The 20,156-nt window shown below is 62.1% G+C and carries 12 protein-coding genes; 8 read left to right on the top strand and 4 right to left on the bottom strand.

From position 1 onward, the window contains the following. Positions 1-162 precede the first annotated feature (162 nt). The 3 genes from ACN0SY_RS07075 to ACN0SY_RS07085 are packed head-to-tail and all read left to right on the top strand — an operon-like array spanning position 163 to position 9,188. Positions 163-2,475 carry a FecR domain-containing protein gene (locus ACN0SY_RS07075; RefSeq protein ID WP_417685730.1) on the top strand — a complete coding sequence of 771 codons (2,313 nt, stop codon included), beginning with the start codon at positions 163-165 and terminating at the stop codon, positions 2,473-2,475. Between the two features lie 17 nt (positions 2,476-2,492). Further along, positions 2,493-7,409 (top strand): PKD domain-containing protein, encoded by a 4,917-nt coding sequence (locus tag ACN0SY_RS07080; protein ID WP_417685732.1) that lies wholly within the window; start codon positions 2,493-2,495, stop codon positions 7,407-7,409. Positions 7,410-7,460: 51 nt separating this feature from the next. Further along, positions 7,461-9,188, top strand: a complete 1,728-nt coding sequence (locus ACN0SY_RS07085) for an adenylate/guanylate cyclase domain-containing protein (protein WP_417685734.1) — start codon at positions 7,461-7,463, stop codon at positions 9,186-9,188. 1,583 nt (positions 9,189-10,771) lie between these two features. Here the strand turns inward: ACN0SY_RS07085 and choV are convergent. The 3 genes from choV to ACN0SY_RS07100 form a co-directional block, all read right to left on the bottom strand. Further along, positions 10,772-11,797, bottom strand: coding sequence for a choline ABC transporter ATP-binding protein (choV, locus tag ACN0SY_RS07090; protein ID WP_417685735.1), 1,026 nt, complete (start codon positions 11,795-11,797; stop codon positions 10,772-10,774). Next, positions 11,797-12,642 carry a choline ABC transporter permease subunit gene (gene choW, locus ACN0SY_RS07095; RefSeq protein ID WP_417685736.1) on the bottom strand — a complete coding sequence of 282 codons (846 nt, stop codon included), beginning with the start codon at positions 12,640-12,642 and terminating at the stop codon, positions 11,797-11,799. Before choW ends, choV begins: the two co-directional genes overlap by 1 nt. Before the next feature lie 83 nt (positions 12,643-12,725). Further along, complete coding sequence (locus tag ACN0SY_RS07100; protein ID WP_417685737.1) at positions 12,726-13,670, bottom strand: choline ABC transporter substrate-binding protein; 945 nt, start codon at positions 13,668-13,670, stop codon at positions 12,726-12,728. On the opposite strand from ACN0SY_RS07100, the gene ACN0SY_RS07105 reads away from it, so the two are divergent. Genes ACN0SY_RS07105 through betB form a run of 4 tightly spaced genes read left to right on the top strand, consistent with a single transcriptional unit; the run spans position 13,669 to position 17,673 of the window. Further along, positions 13,669-13,896, top strand: a complete 228-nt coding sequence (locus tag ACN0SY_RS07105; protein ID WP_417685738.1) for a hypothetical protein — start codon at positions 13,669-13,671, stop codon at positions 13,894-13,896. The genes ACN0SY_RS07100 and ACN0SY_RS07105 overlap by 2 nt on opposite strands. Further along, complete coding sequence (betI, locus tag ACN0SY_RS07110) at positions 13,871-14,500, top strand: transcriptional regulator BetI (RefSeq protein ID WP_417685739.1); 630 nt, start codon at positions 13,871-13,873, stop codon at positions 14,498-14,500. Before ACN0SY_RS07105 ends, betI begins: the two co-directional genes overlap by 26 nt. Further along, positions 14,497-16,155, top strand: coding sequence for a choline dehydrogenase (gene betA, locus ACN0SY_RS07115; RefSeq protein WP_417685741.1), 1,659 nt, complete (start codon positions 14,497-14,499; stop codon positions 16,153-16,155). Before betI ends, betA begins: the two co-directional genes overlap by 4 nt. Positions 16,156-16,209: 54 nt before the next feature. Then, complete coding sequence (betB, locus tag ACN0SY_RS07120; RefSeq protein ID WP_417685742.1) at positions 16,210-17,673, top strand: betaine-aldehyde dehydrogenase; 1,464 nt, start codon at positions 16,210-16,212, stop codon at positions 17,671-17,673. A 47-nt stretch (positions 17,674-17,720) separates the two neighbouring features. On the opposite strand, the gene ACN0SY_RS07125 is transcribed toward betB, so the two are convergent. Then, positions 17,721-18,752, bottom strand: a complete 1,032-nt coding sequence (locus ACN0SY_RS07125) for an AraC family transcriptional regulator (RefSeq protein WP_417685744.1) — start codon at positions 18,750-18,752, stop codon at positions 17,721-17,723. A 172-nt stretch (positions 18,753-18,924) separates the two neighbouring features. Here ACN0SY_RS07125 and ACN0SY_RS07130 point away from each other — a divergent pair, with 172 nt between their 5' ends. Continuing rightward, positions 18,925-20,109, top strand: coding sequence for an NAD(P)/FAD-dependent oxidoreductase (locus tag ACN0SY_RS07130; protein ID WP_417685745.1), 1,185 nt, complete (start codon positions 18,925-18,927; stop codon positions 20,107-20,109). The last annotated feature ends 47 nt before the right edge of the window (positions 20,110-20,156 follow it).

The raw sequence follows: 20,156 nt of genomic DNA on the forward strand, positions 1-20,156 counted from the left end.
GTCTGCGGGCAAAGGTTAACCAAATCCTAATTTTGCGGGTCAGGACCGTGCCGCCACGGCACGTCCTCTGCTATCATGACATCGGGATAAATCGCGATAATTCGGTCGCCCATGGGATATGAGAAGAGTGATCATAGCCGTATTACCAGAATCATGCGCTCCTTGCCAAAGAACGCATGCGCCTATGTTTTTGTTTTCATTCTGACTTCCATTACCCCATCGACATCTGCCCTCGCCTCCATCTCGATCCCCTACGAACCAGGCACGGATCTGCGCAAGATCGCGCAAACCTATCTTGGCGACCCTGACCTGTGGCCGGCTATCCTGAAGGCAAGCGGCCTTGAGAAGCTGACCGACCTTGGTCCGGGCAAGATATTGACTGTCCCGACCGACGAAGTCTCGGCCGCACGCTCTGCGCTCGCCTCTTCCCTGAACCGGATCCAGGAGGCCAATGCGGTCGGCGCGCAGGTCTTCGCCTATGACGTCATTTCACAAGCCATTTCCCTGCATGACCGCGCCCTGGATGCGGAAAAGGCCCGGCAATGGGGACAAACCCTGGCACTCGCGGTCGATGCCGATACCGCTGCCGGCAAGGCCTTTGACCTTGCCGAACAGAACCGCGACAAGGCAGCCGAAGCCCGTCTCAGCGACCGGCAAGGCTGGGTCGAGGGCCAACGGCCGGAAGACCTTGGCTGGGACGACCGGGAACTGAACGCGGTTCTTGTCGAAGAAGAAAAGATCCGCACCCTGTCCCGGTCAACGGCACAGATCACCTTCCGGGATTCCGGCCGACTGCGTCTCAACGCCAACTCCCATGCGGTCATCCAGCGCATGCGGGTAGACCCGCTGAAGAAGCGTGAAGACGCCAAGGTCAGCCTCGTGGAAGGGGATTTCTACGCCCTTCTGGGCGGCAATTCCAACCGCAAGAGCCTTGAGGTCGACGTTCCGGACGTGAACGCCAAGATCGATTCCGGCGACTTCTGGGTCCGGCAGGACGTCAGCGGTGCGAAGTTCACCAACTATGACGATGCGCGCGTCGACATCAACGCACAGGGAGACCAGGTCTCGCTGGGCCGCAACGAGGGCGTGGTGATACGTGCCGGCGAAGCGCCACGCTCGAAGGTCGGGCTTCTGGAGACGCCTGTGCTTGTCTTTCCCCCTGATGACGGACTGGTCTTCAACGCTCGTGCAGAGGTCTCCTGGCAAGCGGTTGACGAGGCTGCGGGCTATTGGCTGGAGGTCGCCGCGGACCCGAACTTCAACCAGATGGTCGACAGCGCGACCGGCCTCACCGGCACCAGTTTTACCCTCGATGGGTTGAATATCGGCACCTATTACTGGCGCATTGCCGCACTCGATCAGTTCGGTCTGCCGGGACCACGCAGCCTGCCCCACCGCTTCGTCATGCGCATCGATACGGCGCCGCCGTTCCTGCGAATGGAAACGCCGCTCTCCGACAGGATCTACCGTGAGGCGACCGTGGACGTCAGAGGAGAGACGGAACCTGGAGCAAGCGTTACAGTCAATGGCACACCGGCAAGCGTCGGCGCAGATGGCGCTTACACGCACACTCTAACACTTGTCCCGGGCTCCAACCGGCTTGAAATCGTCTCGACCGATGCGGCTCAGAACAAGACGGAGTTGGTGCGCGAGGTCGTTCATACCCCCGACGCGACGGCTTCGGTCACGTTCAGTGAGGCCATTCCTCGCCTGTCGGCCCGCCATTTCGTTGCCGCAGGCAAGGAAATATCGCTTTCGGGCAGCACAGAGGCCTCTGCCCGTCTCGAAATCCTTGACGAGACAGGGGCAAAGCGCGCGGAAACCACGACCAACCCCTCAGGCAAATTCGCCTTCGCCTTGCCGCTGGCGTCGGGCGAGGAAAGCTTCATCCTCAAGATCATCAGCCCATCCGGATTCGAGAGCCAGGATGCGTTCCAGGTCTCGCAGGACACGAGCGGGCCGGAGATCGAGCTCGATGCGCCCTTGCCCCGGCTGACCTCTGTTGAATGGCAGGCGCTGCGCGGCAAGGTCAGCGGCGCAACAAGCGTCGTCCTGAACGGCCGCGAGATTCCCTTGAACCAGGAGCGTTTCGATGAGGTCGTAACGCTGACAGACGGCGAGAACACGCTGGAAATGTCGGCTCGTGATCTGGCCGGGAATGTCAGCGTCAAGAGCTGGACGGTGACGCTGGACCAGACGCCGCCGGAATATGTGGCGCACAGCGTCAAGGAAGCCACTGGCGGGCGCGTGAATATTGAAGTCACGGCAACCGATGCAAACGGTCTCGCCAAGGCTGCGCCGTTTACCCTGTTTGCAAACGGCGAAGAAGTTAACGGTTTCTTGCGCTACAACAAATTGAGCAGAAGTTACAGGGGTGTGGTGGCACTTGCGTCGGCCGACACAGGCGGACTTCGCATGAAGGATATCGAACTTGAGGATGATGCGGGCAACAGAACACGGGTGCAATTGAAGTAACTGGGATGGTCGCGGGGATGTATCGAGTCAAAGCGAAAACCGGGCTGCGCGCCCGGCTGATGACGCTGCCGGTTATGGCGGCCGTCGCTGCTTGTACCGGCGTGCCCGCATGGGCCCAGGCGGACAACGCCCCCATTCTTCGCGCCCGGCCCGGACAGCCGATTGATGCACCGCTTCTCGTTACATATGGCCCGAGAGCGCCGATCCATGAAGGCGATCCCACACACGCCCAGATCATCTATATCTCGCTGCCCGGCGACCTGAGCGAGCGGGTCTACGTCCGACTGTTCGACCCGGATGCCGCGGGCGATCATGACCTTGTCTACGGCCGTCCGGACACGATGACCCGCTTCGCGCTATATGGCGGCGACGGCGCCTTTGCCGGTGAACCGCAAGACGGCAAGAGCGTCTCGGACGAAGAGCGAACCGGCGGGGTGCTGGTCGCCGAGAAAGTCTTCACCGACGACACGGCCACCGACAACAGCTGGGTCAACCTCGCGCTGATCTCGCCCGACCAGGGCGAGGAGCGCGATGGCAGGCGCATTTTCCGGCTCGTTGTGGAAGGAACGAGCGGCAATGACGGCAATCTCTACGGAGTTGCCATCAGCCGCGGCGACCGGCGCCAGGTCGATATCGATGGCGCAAAGCTCTTTTCATACGCTCCGACGATCCGCGTCCCGAACCGTCAGACCCTGACGGAACTCAGATTTACCGCACCAACCGAGACCCAGAGCCTGTCGATCGACAACTTCGATGCGGCCCATGGCAAGGTCTCGCTGACAACCACCTTCCGTACCCTGCCGCTGACACCATCCGGCCAGGGCAACTGGCGGACAGACACGGTCGAGCTGACCCCGGACGAACTTGGACAGCCTGCTGCCATAACGCTTTCGGGCGGCGGTGAAATGCCCAATGACGCGACCTTCTTCATCGCCGTTCGGGCGCAGAATCTCCTGCCACTTGACCTGCCGCCGTTCAACTGGGTCCCCAACCGCCGGCCGGATATCGAGGCCACGGCAACCGTTCTCGACGGCTGCCGCTCTGTCGCCTTCGACGCATCGAATTCCAGCGATGCAGATGGCGATGCCCTGTCGTTCCTATGGCGGTTTTCGGACGGCAGCATTCTCAACGGCCCGATGGTCGTCAAACCCTACGAGACGCTGGGTGCTTTTACCGAACGCCTTGAAGTGACCGACAACTCCGGGCAGATCGGCAACGGCAGCACCGAAGATCTCGACGTCCTGATCCGCCGCTCTCCGGTGCCGCGCATTGACGTCCCCGGCATTGTCGCAACGGGTGAAAGCGTGACCTTCGACGGGTCCGCATCGACGACCGAGAACGCCGATATCCATCGCTTCGACTGGTCCTTCAACGACGGTATCCGCACGCAGGGACCCAAGGTAAAGCGGGTGTTCGAACGCCCCGGCGACTATCAGGCCACGTTGAGCATCAAGGACAATTCTGGCCATCCCTGTGACAGCGCCAGCATCACCACGACCCTGCGCGCCAACGCGGCCCCTGTCGCCGTTGCAGGCAGCGACCGGCGCACCGAAGTCGGCACGCGCCTCCGGTTCGATGGTTCTCGCAGTCACGACATCGACGGCAAACTGATTGCCCACGACTGGTCGATCAGCGACGGAACGGAGGTTTCCGGGGAACAGGTCGATCACGCCTTCTCGCAGCCCGGCAGCTACGACGTCACCCTGACCGTGACGGATGACGCGGGCGTTTCCAACAGCACGGCGAGCGACCGCCTGAGCGTTTTCGTCAATGCCCCTCCGGTTGCCGATGCCGGGCCCGACCGAAGCGTAGCGCTCGCCGAGGTCATCCTCTTTGACGGCAGCGGCTCAACCGATCCTGACGGCGAACTCATCGCTCACGTATGGGATTTTGGCGACGGCACACAGGCCACAGGCGTTGCCGCCGATTATGCCTACGAGAAACCTGGAACCTACGAAGTACGTCTGACGGTCAAGGACGATTCCGGCACCGGTACTGCAACTGTCTCCGACACCGCGATTGTAAGGGTCAACGCTGCTCCGCTCGCCGATGCGGGCGCAGACCAGGTCGTGACGGCGAGCGCCGTGAAATTCGACGCCAGCGGTTCGACCGATGCTGACGACCGGATCGCCAGCTACCACTGGGATTTCGGCGACGGCAACACCGGCGAAGGCGAAGCCCCGGTTCACGTCTACGAACGGCCTGGAACCTATGATGTGCGGCTGACCGTCACCGATGCCTCGGGCACGAAGAACAGCAGCGCCTCCGATGCCATGACCGTCAGGGTCAACATGCCACCGATCGCTGACGCCGGGCGCGACCTGATCGGCGCACCGGGCGAGGAACTGATCTTTCAGGGCAACCGCTCCGTCGACCCGGACGGCCAGATCGCCTCCTACGAATGGGACTTCAAGGACGGAGCACTTGGCAGCGGCATGATCGTCGCCCACACCTTCGAGAAGCCGGGCCGCTATTTCGTCCGCCTCAAGGTCACCGACGACACCGGCCACGCCAAGGCCATCGACTACGACGAGGCCGAGGTCTTCATCAACGCATCGCCCGTTGCCCGGGCAGGCGACGATATTCGTGTCGCGCCCGGACAGAGCTTCACGCTGGATGCCTCGCGGTCCTTTGACAGCGACGGCACGGTGACAGATTTCCGCTGGGACGTTGCCGGTCTCGACGAGCCGTTCTACGGCCAACAGGTCGAGGTGACACTCGACGATCCCGGCATCTATGCCGCGACACTGACGATTTCAGACGACAGCGGCGCAGAAAACAGTCTTGCGGAAGACCAGCTGACCATCAGCGTCAATCACACACCCGTTGCCCACGCGGGCGACAACGTGGTCACGGCTGACAGCCTCGTTCTCTTTGACGCCACCCTTTCCCAGGATGCGGATGGCGACGGCTTGACCTACGTCTGGGATTTTGGCGACGGCACAACGGCAACCGGGGCGCAGGTGGCCCATACCTTTGCGGCCGGCGGCACCTATCCCGTGATCCTGACCGTCAGCGACGGAACCGGTCTTTCAAATGGCACGGACCAGGACGCGATAACGGTCACCATCAACAATGCGCCCGTTGCCGTTGCCGGCGAGAACACCCGGATCTGTACCGGCGACATCCTCGTGCTCGACGGCAGCAAATCCTACGACCCGGATGGCGGTGTGTTGAAATTCGCCTGGGATTTCGGTGACGGAAGCGCGTCTGATATCGTCAACCCGACCAAGAGCTATCGCCGCGGCGGCACCTATCCGGTGACCCTGAGCGTGACCGACAGCTCAGGGCTGGCCAACAACACGGCCAGCGACCGTATTGCCGTTACCGTAGACCAGGCACCGGTGGCGGACGCCGGGCCGGACCTGAAGGTCTGTGCCAACACGGAAGTCTTCTTCGACGGCTCCAGGTCCTGGGACGCGGATGGCGTGGTCAACCGCTACCTCTGGGACTTTGGCGACGGCGGCTCGTCGGGTGGCGACAAGCCGAAGCATATCTATCGCCGCCCCGGCACCTACAGGGCGCAGCTGACCATCGAGGGCGACCAGGTCGGCCAGTGCGATATCCGCGCCACCGATGAAGTGACGGTCGAGGTGACCGCCGCACCGGTGCCGAAGATCGTGGCCGAGAGCGCCGCGCCCAACGGTGTGGCGGTCAGCTTCGATGGCTCAGGTTCTTATCTCGACGGCGGCGAGATCACCGGCTGGCGCTGGGACTTCGGCGACGGCACTTCCGCTGATGGGGCCGAGCAGTCCCATGTCTTCCGCGAGCCCGGCACCTACCGCGTCGCACTTGAGGTCGACAGTACCGCGCAGTCCGACGAATGCCGTCAGATCACGGCGTACCATGTGATCACCGTCAACGCTGCTCCGATTGCGCAAGCGGGTGAGGACGTGATCGTCGGTGTCAACGAGGAGTTTGTCCTGAACGGCTCGGCATCCTCCGATCCGGATGGCGCGCTTGCCTCCCATCACTGGGACCTTGGCGACGGCACACAGCGCAGTGGCGTCATAACACGTCATCGCTATTCCGAACCCGGGCGCTACGAGGTGCGCCTGACCGTGACCGATACCGCGGGCCTTGCGAACTCCACCGCGACGGACACGCTGACGGTCATCGTACACGATGGTGTCGCCGCGGTTCTGGATGCTCCGGATGCCGTGTGCGTCGGCGAGGAAGTGACCCTTTCGGCAGCGCGCTCGACCAGCCCTGAGGCGCCGATCACCGGCTTTGCCTGGTCCTTCGGCGACGGAACACGGGCCGATGCCGAGACGGTTCAAAAGCGTTTCGTATCGCCCGGTCGCTACAATGTTTCCGTGCTCGTGGACGATGGCATGGGCCGCGCCTCCAGCCAGCGCGAGGCCTCCAAGGTCGTCCTGGTCAACCAGCCGCCGATTGCCGTTGCCGGTCCGAACCAGCTGGTTTGCCCGGGCGTTCCCGTGCGCTTTGATGCCACCGCTTCCAGCGATCCGGACGGAGCGATCTCATCCTATGAATGGGACTTCGGCGACGGCATGGCGGGCGTCGGCGCAACGGCCGACCACACGTTCGACCGTCCCGGCACCTATGAGGTCACGCTCAAGGTGAAAGACAATTCAGGCGCGTCCTGCAACATGCGCGAGGACAAGCTGACGGTCGTCGTCAACGCGCCTCCGGCAGCCGATGCCGGGCCTGACCGGCAGGTGTTCGTCGGCGGCGCGAATGATGCGGAGATCTTCAGCGCATGGCGCTCCTACGATCCGGACGGCACCGACCTCGATCATGTCTGGGATTTCGGACCGGACGGCCAGCGCCGCGGCGAACGCGTGTCCCACGCCTTCAGCGCACCAGGCGACTATGAGGTCCGGCTTACCGTTTCCGACGGCACCGGCCTTTCCTGTGGCTCGAGTTCTGATACGATGGCCGTGAAGGTACGGGCGCGGGACGTATTTTAAGGGCCAATTCATTTCATTTGGAGCCGCGCAGCCTTCGCCGGGGGCGGGTCCATGAAACTGACACTGCGGAAGAAGTTGTTGCTGTTCTCCGTTGCGATCGCGGTTCTGCCGCTGCTGATCGCGGGCGAGACATTGATCCGCATTGCCCGGGACGAACTCAAGAGCTCCGCCAACGACCAGCTCACGGTCACGGCGCGCGAGATCAGCGCCGAGATCGACAATCTCTACCGCGACGCCTGGCTGGCGCCATTGTCCCTGATCGCGAACGCGGTCGACAACGAAACACTGAGCATCGACGCCAAGATCGCCGTCCTCACGCTCGGAATTGCAGACCTGCCCGATATTGTCGCCCTGCAGATCACGGTGGAAGGCAGCGAACGTCCCCTCCTCGTCACCCGCGAAGGATATAGCGCGCAGCTTGCCGAGGCCGGGCTCGACCCTCGCGAAACGCTTCGCCTGGACCCCGCTCTCATCGCCAGCTATCTGTCCGGAAAACATAGCCTCGACCGCCAGGTCCAGCATCCCGAGAACTCGGATGTCTGGCTCGCCTCCGTCATCCTGCCGCTCAAGCATCCCTTGAACGGCCGGGCCGCCAGCCTTTCCGCCCGGATCGATCTTTCGCGCCTGAAGAACCACGTGCGCACTCATCCGTTCGCGCGGACCGGCACGATCACGCTCGTGGCATCGGACGGGTCGGAGGTACTCGGCCATGGCGACAGGAACCTGTCCGACCGTTCTATCGTGGCAGAAGCAATCAGCCTGCAGGCGCTTCAGGCCAGCGTCATCTCGGTAAAGCCCTACGCCCGGCCGGATGGCGAGGTCATGCTTGGCGCGTTCTCCTTCCCACGTCCGTTCGACTGGGCGGTCATCGTCGAGAAGAGCGAAGCGGCGGCGTATTTCACCATCGACGTGATGCTGCGAAACCTGGCGATCTGGGTCGGGGCCGGGCTTGTGGTCGCGGTTCTGGGCGCGGGCCTGTTCTCCCTCGGTATTTCCCGGCCGATCCTGAAGATCGGGCAGGCGGCCATCGAGGTCGGCCGAGGCAACTTTCAGGCCCGGGTCGTGGGTGTGAAGAGCCGCGACGAAATCGGGGAGCTGGCCGGGCGCATCAACGAGATGATCGTCCAGATCAACGAGCGCTTCCAGCTGGCCAAGTTCGTTTCCCACGGCACCATCGACGCGATCAAGGGTTCGGACAAGGACGGCGTGCGCCTCGGCGGATCGCGCAAACGGGTGGCCATTCTCTTCGCCGATATTCGCGGCTACACCGCCTTTTCCGAAAGCCGCGAGCCGGAGGTGGTGGTCGAGGTGCTCAACCACTATTTCGCCAACCAGGGCGAGGCCGTGAGCCGTCACAACGGCGACATCGACAAGTTCGTCGGCGATCAGCTGATGGCGATCTTCCAGGGTCCGGAGATGAGCCTCGATGCGCTCAAGTGCGCCGCCGAGATCCAGGAGATCATGGAAGTCTCCGCACGCGAGAACCCGGACTGGCAGCTCGACATCGGCATCGGCATCGACGTCGGCGATGTGGTCGTCGGCGCCATGGGCAGCCCCGACCGGATGGACTACACGGTGCTCGGCGACCACGTAAACCTGTCTGCCCGCCTGTGCTCGGCCGCAGCTCCCAAGCAGACCATGATCTCCGACGCGGTCTACCGCGAGACCGAGGATGCCTCGGGCTTTTCCTTCGCCCCGCTCGAACCGATCAGGGTCAAGGGCAAGAGCGACGAGATCAAGGTCTTTGCAGCGGAAATGCGAGCGGAAGAAAAGGTGTGATCTGAACCCGGTCTCTCAGGACATGGAGCAACCGAGGGTCCGGAACTGCAGCAAGCAGAATGCGCGGCCCCTCCAGGGCGGCCAACGTCAGTCCACCTCCTCCACGTTTACCCTTCCTCTCCCGTCATCCCCACCTTGTGCGGGGATCCAACGCCCGGTTCTGTGAAGCGGAAGTTCCAGAAAAGGCACGGCGTATGAGGCAAGTCTTGCAGCCCCCCAAGCATTCCTAGAACGAATGGATCCCCGCGCAAGGCGGGGATGACTCCTGTGGCTGTTGCACCGCCTTGGCCGAATTTCACCGTCATCACCGGGTTCGGCTGAGCCTCACCCCGAGCTGATTTGGGGGGTGATCCATGCCGTTCCCGCTTGTTCCCCTCTCCCCCCTTGAGGGGGAGATGTCTCCGCCAGGAGACAGAGGGGGGATGAGCCTCTCCTCCTCTATGTGCCGCTTTTGCTTTCGCTCCATGGTCTCGGCCCTCTGTCTGAGTTCGCCGTCCCGGCCTTGTGCCGGGACCCCATTGATAGATGCTTTTTCACTGCATTGAGATGAGTGCCGATCCCGGATCTTCGCTTCGCTGCGTCCGGGACGGCAGGCCGGAAAGGTTTGTCATCAAACTCGTTTCTTCCGTATCTCGTTCCAGACAAGGGGCTGGTGACGTGACGCCAGCACCAATAGCGCCGCGAGGCTTGCCTCCGGCGTTTTGGCATGTGGTCCGTGGAAAACGCCACGGGATGGCAGGCGCGCCGGACTTGCCGGGCGAATTGGGTTGGTTGGGTGAGTGGCAAGGCGTCACGCCTGCCCGAAGGCCTGTCCCAAGCTTTTCGCCGAGCGCTCCGGTTTCCATCCGCGTGCCACTGCGGACTGCGGGGAGGGCTGTCAATTCTCCCCGACCCGTCGCCTCTCTGACCGGGCTGGCCCACGTCTGTCACCCGTGGCGCCTTCGGCTTGAGCGATCCGCCGGAGCATCTTGCCGGTCCGTTATCCCGGATAGGCGCTCCTGGCCTCCGGCTCCCGCCGCCCCGAACGGTCGGTCCACTCAAGGCCCCGTGACGGCGAGAACAGCTCCAAGTGTAAGCCAGCTCGGAGGTATGGGGGATAAAGGATTTCGGAGGCAATGATTTCAGAGGGTTGCAGCCTAAACAGCGGGGATAGCAGCGTTTCCGTCAACCTCGCGGCCTCCTCGTCCGTCACCCCGGACGCAGGCGCAGCCGGAGATCCGGGGCCTACTCGTTTGCAGAGCGGATCAGGTCAGCAATGGACGTGCGGCTGACCCGTGTCACAACACGCCAGAGCTTCGGCAAGCGGATCTGCGAGTGGGTCCCGGATCTTCGCTTCGCTCCGTCCGGGATGGCGGCTGCAGGTGTTGCGCTGCCTTTGCCACACGCTCTGCCGCCATCGCCGGACTTGATGGAGCCTGCCCCTGCCCCTCGGGGGGAATACCCTGACGTGTCCGGGCTGGCAGGACGCCGATGGGTATCGGACTGGATCCCGGATCAAGTCCGGGATGGCGGCAGAGTGCGTGGGCAGGCGCTTTGGGGCCGACCTGACTAATTGCCCGAAAGGCGCCGCCGCAGAACCTGTCCTAGACCAGACAACCCAGAAGCTCGGCCTCGGTGATCAGGCCAACCGGAGTGCTGCCGTCGGCGACGACAATCGACCTGCCGCTTTCCTGCTTCATGCGGATAACCTGGCGCAGCGGTGTTCCCGGTGCACAGGTCGGCGCGTCTGCGGGGACGGTGTCATTCAGGTCGGCCATGATGTCCTTGGCACGCAGCACGTTGAGCGGATTCATGTGGCCGACGAAATCGGCGACGTAAGGCGTTGCAGGCTTGCGCACGATCTGCTGCGGTGTGCCGAGCTGAATCACCCGTCCGCCTTCCATGATGGCGATACGCGAGCCGATCTTGGCCGCTTCATCAAGGTCATGGCTGACGAAGATGATCGTGCGGTTCAGCGTCTTCTGAAGGTCCAGCAACTCGTCCTGAAGGCGGTCGCGAATGAGCGGATCCAACGCCGAGAAAGGTTCGTCCATGAGCAGGATCGGGGCATCGGTGGCAAAGGCGCGGGCAAGGCCGACGCGCTGCTGCATGCCGCCGGAAAGCTCATGCACGTATTTCTCGCCCCAGCCATCGAGGCCAACCAGCTTGAGCTGCTCCGCAACCCGGCCCCGCCGTTCCTTCTGGGAGATCCCGGCAAGCTCCAGTCCGAAGCCGACGTTTTCGGATACGGTGCGCCAGGGCAGCAGGGCAAATTGCTGAAACACCATGGCGATGCGCTTGCGCCGCAGATGCCGGAGCTCTTCCTCGCTACATGTCGCCGGATTGACGAGAGCCTCGCCATCACGCACCTCGACGGCGCCGCGAATGACCGGGTTGAGGCCGTTTACCGCCCGCAGGAGCGTCGACTTACCCGAGCCGGACAGGCCCATCAGGACGATGACTTCACCCTCTTCGATGTCGAAGCTTGCTCCGGCAACCCCGAGGGTCTGGCCGGTCGCAGTCTGGATATCTTCGCGGGATTTTCCCTGGTCGATCAGGGGCAGCGCGGTTTCCGGCTTGTCGCCGAAAACGATGTCGACGTCCTTGAAGGATACGATCGGCTTTGCCATCACTTTGCCCCTCCGTTTTCATCGCTCCGGAAGAACCGGTCCAGCACGATGGCAATGAGAACGATGGCGACGCCGACCTCAAAGCCCTTGGCGATGTTCACCGTGTTGAGGGCACGCAGGGTCGGAACGCCGAGGCCATCGGCGCCGACGAGAGCCGCGATAACGACCATGGAGAGCGACAGCATGATGGTTTGCGTCAGCCCGGCCATGATCTGCGGCAGGGCATAGGGCAGTTCAATCTTCCAGAGCAGCTGCGTCTTGGTTGCGCCGAATGCTTGACCGGCTTCGAGCAGATGGGTCGGGGTCGACGAGACGCCAAGCTGGGTCAGGCGGATCGGGGCGGGAATGGCGAAGATGACCGTCGCGATCAGGCCCGGCACCATGCCGAGGCCGAAGAGGATCAGCGCGGGGATCAGATACACGAAGGTCGGAATGGTCTGCATCAGGTCGAGAACAGGGCGCAGGAAGGCAAAGAGGCGCGGACGGTGGGCAGCAGCAACGCCGACCGGAACACCAATGACCATGCAGACGATCGAGGCGGCCATGACCAGCGCCACGGTTTCCGTCGTCTCTTCCCAGTAGCCCTGATTGATGATCAGGAGCAGGGCTGCAACGACGAAAGCGACGAAGGAGATCTTGCGGCGAACGCCATAGGCGAGCGCGCCCGCGATGGCGACGACGGCGAGCGGATGGGGTGCCTGCAACAACCAGAGGATCCCGGAAATCATGGTCTCAAGTCCAACCGAGACGGCGTCAAACAGCCACCAGGCATTGTCCGTCAGCCAGTCGACGAGGGTCTTTGCCCATTTTCCGATCGGGATCTTGTTGTCGGTCAGCCAGTCCAATGCCGCTCTCCGTTCTTGTTCTTATCGCTGGACGATACAATTGCGCCGGAGACTGGCCCCGGCGCAAACGCTTGTGAAAGGTGTTAGAGGCCGAGGGCGCCCTTGACCGCGGCACCGGCGTCGCCGCCATCGAAGGTGGTTACCCCTTCAAGCCAGCCTTCGAAGGCATCCGGGTTGGCCTTCAACCATGCGGTTGCCGCGTCAGCCGGCTCGGCGCTGTCGTTGAGGATCGCGCCCATGATCTCGTTCTCCATCTCGAGGGAGAAGACGAGGTTGCCGAGGAACTTGCCGACATTGGCGCATTCGCTGGTATAGCCTGCGCGCACGTTGGTGTAGACGGTCGCACCGCCATAGTTCGGGCCGAAGAAATCGTCACCACCGTCGAGATATGCCATCTCGTGGTTGGCGTTCATCGGGTGCGGCGCCCAGCCGAGGAAAACGACGTCCTGGTCACGCTTTTCGGCGCGAGCAACCTGGGCCAGCATGCCCTGCTCGGAGGATTCCACGACCTCAAAGCCCTTCAGGCCGAAGGCGTCGGCGTCGATCATGTCGATGATCAGACGGTTGCCGTCATTGCCCGGCTCGATGCCGTAGATCTTGCCATCGAGGCTGTCCTTGAACTTGGCGATGTCGGCGAAGGTCTTCAGGCCCTTGTCGAAAGTGTATTTCGGCACGGCGAGCGTGTACTTTGCGCCTTCCAGGTTGGCGCGCACCGTCTCGACGGTTCCTTCGTCGCGGTAGGCAGCGATGTCGCCTTCCATGGTCGGCATCCAGTTGCCGAGGAAGACATCGATGTCCTTGTTCTTCAGCGACGCATAGGTGACCGGAACGGACAGGATCTTGGTTTCGGTGTCATAGCCCAGCGCTTCGAGCACGACGGAAGTGGCAGCAGTCGTCGCGGTGATATCGGTCCAGCCCACATCCGAGAAGCGCACGGTCTTGCAGCTTTCGGCCTCTGCGGCGACGGCAGTTCCGGCGAGGATGACAGACAGCGCGGCCCCACCGGCCAGCTTGGCAAGAAGGTTCATGGAAACGTCCTCCGTTATTGATTTCACCACATGCTTAGCAGGCGCCCTGCGCGAAACAACTGGCTTGCCGCCGTTTCCCGCCCAAAGCGCCTCCGAAAAATTCCTGATGCCGACAAAGGAAACATCCCGCGACGCTCTTTGCAAGTTTTTATTGATTGAACGTTCAATTAAAAATAAAAGGATGCAATCAGGAGGTCCCGATGCCCAAGATCGGAATGGAAGCTGAAAGACGCAGGAGCCTTATCGAAGCGACCGTGGATGCGATCCACGAGCGTGGCTATTCAGACGTCACCGTTGCCCAGATCGCCAAGCGCGCCGGTGTGTCGAGCGGGCTAGCGCTGCACTACTTCGGTTCCAAGGATCAGCTTCTGGCCGCGACCATGCGGCATCTCCTGAAAGATCTCGGAGATGGCATTCGCGAACGCCTGCGCGAGGCGCGCAATCCGCGCGAAAGGATATCGGCGATCATCGCCGGCAATTTCGCGCCGGGTCAGTTTCGCGAAGCTGTGATCGCCGCCTGGCTGGCCTTCTACGCCCAATCCAGGACGACGCAGTCAAACAGGCGGCTTCTGCAGATCTACTCGGCGCGGCTGGCCTCGAACCTGACCTACAACCTGCGCCGTTTCATGCCGCGCGAGGATGCCCGGCGGGTCGCAGAGGGGACCGCCTCGATGATCGACGGGGTCTGGATCCGCCAGGCCCTGCGGGATGGTCCGGCCGATGCGCGAACCGCGATCGCGATGGTCGAGACCTATGTCGAGACCCAGATCAGATACCACCAGGACAAGAGCGTCCGGCAGGACGCCAGCGACAAGATCACTTTGCAATGAACCAACAGTTCGACTTCATTATCGTCGGCGCCGGATCGGCCGGCTGTGCGATGGCCTATCGATTGTCGGAAGACCCGACAAACCGAGTTCTCGTTCTCGAGTTCGGCGGAACGGACGCGGGGCCCTTCATCCAGATGCCCGCGGCGCTGTCCTATCCCATGAACATGTCCCGCTACGACTGGGGCTATGAGAGCGATCCGGAACCGCATCTTGGCGGACGGCGCCTCGCGACCCCGCGCGGCAAGGTGATCGGCGGCTCGTCCTCCATCAACGGCATGGTCTACGTGCGCGGTCACGCCTGCGACTTCGACGCCTGGGAAGAGATGGGCGCCAGCGGCTGGGGCCATCGCAATGTCCTGCCCTACTACCAGCGCCTGGAAACCAGTCATGGCGGCGAGGCCGGGTGGCGCGGCACCGACGGCCCTCTCCATGTGACCCGCGGCACCAAATGGAACCCGCTGTTCGATGCCTTCAAGGCAGCAGGCGAGCAGGCCGGCTACGGCGTCACCGCGGACTACAATGGTCAGCGCCAGGAAGGCTTTGCCGACATGGAGATGACCGTCCACAAGGGACAGCGCTGGTCGGCGGCCAATGCCTATCTGAAACCTGCGCTCAAGCGCCCGAACGTCGAGCTGATCAAGGGTGCGCTCGTGCGGCGTGTTCTGTTCGAGGGCAAGCGGGCCGTCGGTATCGAATATGAGATCGGCGGAGAAATCCTCAACGCCTCGGCCAGCCGCGAAGTGGTTCTGGCGGCTTCCTCGATCAACTCTCCGAAGATCCTGATGCAGTCCGGCATCGGCCCGGCAGCGCATCTCGCGGAACATGGTATCGACGTTGTTGCTGATCGAGCAGGCGTCGGGCAGAACCTGCAGGATCACCTGGAGCTCTATATCCAGCAGGCCTGCGTCCAGCCGATCACGCTTTACAAGCACTGGAACCTTATCTCCAAGGGATTGATCGGGCTGCAATGGCTGCTGCAGGGTAAGGGCCTTGGCGCCTCCAACCATTTCGAGGCCTGCGCCTTCATCCGCTCAAAGGCTGGCATCAAGTACCCGGATATCCAGTATCACTTTCTGCCCTTCGCTGTGCGCTACGATGGCAAGGCAGCGGCCGAAGGACACGGCTTCCAGGCCCATGTCGGACCGATGCGCTCCAAGTCGCGCGGCCGGGTGCAGTTGACCTCCTCGGATCCACACGCAAAGCCGTCGATCCTGTTCAACTACATGGCACATGAGGACGACTGGGCCGAGTTCAGGACCGCGATCCGGCTGACCCGCGAGATCTTCGGCCAGGAGGCCTTTGCACCATATCGCGGAAAGGAAATTCAGCCGGGAAGCCAGGTGCAGAGCGACGACGAGCTCGACGGTTTCATTCGCGAACACGTTGAAAGTGCCTATCATCCCTGCGGCACCTGCCGGATGGGCGCGCTGGACGATGCGAACGCGGTGGTCGATCCGGAATGCCGGGTCATCGGCGTCGACGGGCTTCGGGTTGCCGACAGCTCGGTCTTTCCGCAGATCACCAATGGCAATCTCAACGCCCCGTCGATCATGGTCGGCGAGAAGGCGTCCGACCACATTCTCGGCAAAGATCCCCTGCCCGCATCGAACCAGGAGCCCTGGATCCATCCGGACTGGGAAAACAGCCAGCGATAATTCATGCTGGAGCGATTGACGCCCAGCTTTATGACGACAGATCGAGAGACAAAGATGCGTGCGCAACCCACAGCTTCCCATTACATCGGCGGTGCCTATGTGGAGAGCCCTGACGGGCACCCCTTCCCGTCGATCTATCCGGCCACCGGCGAAGCCATCGCATCGCTCTTTGGCGCGGATGAGAAGACCGTCAATGACGCCGTTCAATCTGCTGTCCAAGGCCAGAAGATCTGGGCCGCAACTCCTCCGGTCGAGCGCGGCCGGGTCCTTCTGAAGGCAGCTGCGATCCTGCGCGAGCGCAACCGGGAACTGTCCGAGCTCGAGACGCTCGATACCGGCAAGCCCTTGCAGGAAACGCTGATTGCAGATGCGGCCTCCGGTGCCGACTGCATGGAGTACTATGGCGGGTTGGCGGCGACCCTGACCGGCGAGCATATCGCCCTGGGCGGTTCCTTCGCCTACACCAAGCGCGAACCGCTCGGCGTCTGCGTCGGCATCGGCGCGTGGAACTATCCGATCCAGATCGCCTGCTGGAAGGCCGCTCCAGCACTTGTCTGCGGCAATGCCATGGTGTTCAAGCCATCGGAAGTGACACCCCTCTCGGCCCTGAAGCTGGCCGAGATCCTCACCGAAGCGGGTCTGCCGGATGGCGTCTTCAACGTGGTGCAGGGCTACGGCGATGTCGGTGCGCAGCTCGTCAGCCATCCGGACGTTGCCAAGGTGTCGCTGACCGGATCGGTGGAAACCGGCGCGAAGGTCGCCGCGCTTGCAGGCCAGCATCTGAAGAAGACGACCATGGAACTCGGTGGCAAATCGCCGCTGATCATCTTCGAGGATGCGGACATCGAGAACGCGGTCTCCGCCGCGATCAACGCCAACTTCTACTCGACGGGCCAGATCTGCTCCAACGGCACGCGCGTCTTCGTTCATTCGAAAATCAAGGATGCCTTCCTCTCCCGGCTTGCCGAGCGCACCGCCAACGCGGTTCTTGGCGACCCGCTGGACGAGAAGACCAGCATCGGGCCGCTGGTATCCCGGCCGCAACTTGAAAAAGTGCTCGGATACATGACGCTTGGCAAAGAAGAGGGCGCACGGCTCGTCTGCGGCGGGGGCAAGGCGGATGTGCCGTCCATGCCGGAAGGCTTCTTCGTCCAGCCAACGGTCTTTGCCGGCGTGAAGGACACCATGCGCATCGCCCGGGAAGAGATCTTCGGCCCGGTCATGTGCGTCCTGGATTTCGATGAAGAAGCCGATGTGATCACCCGCGCCAACGACACGACGTTCGGTCTGGCGGCTGGCGTCTTCACTAGGGACATCCAGCGTGCGCACCGGGTGATCGACCGGCTTCAGGCTGGCACCTGCTGGATCAACACCTATAATCTGACACCAATCGAAATGCCCTTCGGCGGCTACAAGAAATCCGGCATCGGCCGCGAGAACGGGCACGCGGCGATCGAATATTACAGCCAGATCAAGAGTGTCTACGTGGAGATGGGCGGCGTCGAAGCCGCATTCTGAGGAACGCCGTTCAGAAGCGCAGGGGACGGGACGAGGTCATACTCGTCTCAGTTCATGCGCTCCTGGCGATAGGCCTTGGGCGGCATGCCGAACCAGCCCTTGGCAGCCCGCGAAAAGACGCTGAGCTCGGAGTAGCCCAGCAGGAAGGTAATCTCGCTCATTGGAAGATCGGTTTCCGTCAGATAGCGACCGGCCAGTTCGCGGCGCACGTCGTCGACGAGCTGACGGAAACTGGTGTTGCTCCCTTCGAGGGTTCGCTGCAGGGTTCGTTTTGACATCCCAAGGTCGCGGGCGACCGTATCGAGCGTCATGTCGCCTTGTTTCAGCGAATTCCCGACCTGCTTTGAGATACGGATCAGGTCGGTGTTCTCCCATTGACGCTGACGCAGTTCATTGAGTGCAGCATCCTCGATGATGCTGAACAGCGTCGGTTCGGCAGTCGGCAGCGGGATGTCGAGATATTTTGTGTCGAAGCCAACCCGATCGTGGTCCCGGTTGAACGTAACCCCTGGGCCGAATACGCGATGATACTCGTCAATATTTGACGGCTCCGAGTGTGTGAACTCGACAATCAGGGCAGGATCTTCCTGCGCCAGCATGTGCCGAATGCGTGTGGCCGAGAAAGCCATCAGCATTCCGCAAAACTGGGTGCGCGGCCCGAATATGTCGGATATGCCCCAATTCAGAAACGCTTTCCCGTCTTCAATCTGAACGCCGATGTCAACGGCATTGGTGCGCGTCGCCTGGAAGCGGACCCAGTTGTTGAGTGCCTGCCTGACGGTCGGCGCCGACAGCACGAAATAGTCGAAGATACGGCCGTCCCCGATCTTGGTCGCCGCTCCAGCAGCCACACCGAAGGAATCGTCTCCGACGCTCGTTGCTGCCAGTTCACAGAAGCGGAGAGAACTCTCAAGACTGACGAAGAGACTCGGATCGGCAAAGTTCGAGAGGGGAATTCCAGCCTTTTCGGCAATGCTTTTCCAGTCCTTGCTGAGGGACTGCATGTGCACCACGGCGGACAAAAGGACCTTCATCGATACGAGGGCCGATTGGTTTAGGTTCCTGTTGGTGTTTTTCATGGTGTCCCCCAACACAGAGAAAAACGCTACCTGCTCCTGGGTCACAATGTCAATTTTTTGGCGTCATTTGCCAAATTTTTCTGAGGGGTTGAAAAGGCCCTTCATTCGAGTGCCGGTCCCCTCCTGCATTGCATCCCTTGCTGATTAACTAGGGCTCTAGTAGGGAAAGCCAATGCGAAATCTGGATGTCTTGATTATCGGCGCGGGCGCGGCCGGCCTCATGTGCGCTATCGAAGCGGCGAAGCGGGGACGCCGTGTTCTCGTCATCGACCATGCAAAGAAACCGGCGGAGAAGATCCGGATTTCCGGCGGTGGGCGATGCAACTTCACCAATCTCCATTGTTCGCCGGCCAACTACCTCTCCGAGAACCCGCGCTTCTGCGTGTCTGCCCTGAAGCGCTACAGCCAGAAGGACTTCCTGGCTCTGGTCGAACGCCATCGTATCCCCTGGCATGAAAAGACGCTTGGCCAGCTGTTTTGTGATGACAGCGCCCAGGATGTCATCAACATGCTGCTGTCCGAACTGAACGGTGCCGGCGGGAAGCTGCAGCTTGAAACCAGCGTTTCGGCGATCGAGCCTCAAGCTGGCAGCGCCGGGTTTCTGGTACAGACCGGCCGTGAAGAATTGACGGCAGCCTCGCTCGTGATCGCTACCGGCGGCCCCTCCATCCCGAAGATGGGAGCAACCGGTTTCGGCTACGATGTCGCCCGCCAGTTCGGGCTCAAGGTTCTGCCACCGCGCGCGGCGCTGGTTCCCCTCACTTTTTCCGACTCCAACAAGGAGCTCTGCAAGCGGCTTGCGGGCGTGTCCGTTGATGCCGTCGTCAGCTTTGGAAAGACCTCGTTCCGGGAAGGGCTTCTGTTCACCCATCGCGGGCTATCGGGTCCCTCGATCCTGCAGATTTCCTCCTACTGGCAGGAAGGCAAGCCGATCGTCGTCAACCTGGCGCCCGAAACGGATGTCTTCGAGACGTTGAAGGCAGCGCGTCAGCAGAGCCCGAAACAGGATATCCGCACTGCCTTGTCCGCAATCCTGCCCAAGCGGCTTGCAGATGAACTGGCGCAGGAGCACAAGCTCTCCGGACGGCTGGCGGATCTTTCCGACAAGATCCTGCGCCGGGCGGGCGATGCCATCAACCGATGGCAGCTCACCCCGGTCGGGACGGAGGGTTACCGGACCGCCGAAGTCACCATTGGCGGCGTCGACACTAAGGAACTGTCCTCGAAGACGATGGAAGCCTCGAAGGTCCCCGGTCTCTACTTCATCGGCGAAGTTGTCGACGTGACCGGACACCTCGGCGGCTTCAACTTTCAATGGGCCTGGTCGTCCGGCCATGCCGCGGGTCAGTTCGTGTAGTCGATACGGCTCGCACGCCAGCGGTGTTGCCCTGCAACATAAATTGA

The organism is Roseibium sp., from assembly GCF_048261595.1.
Lineage (GTDB): Bacteria > Pseudomonadota > Alphaproteobacteria > Rhizobiales > Stappiaceae > Roseibium.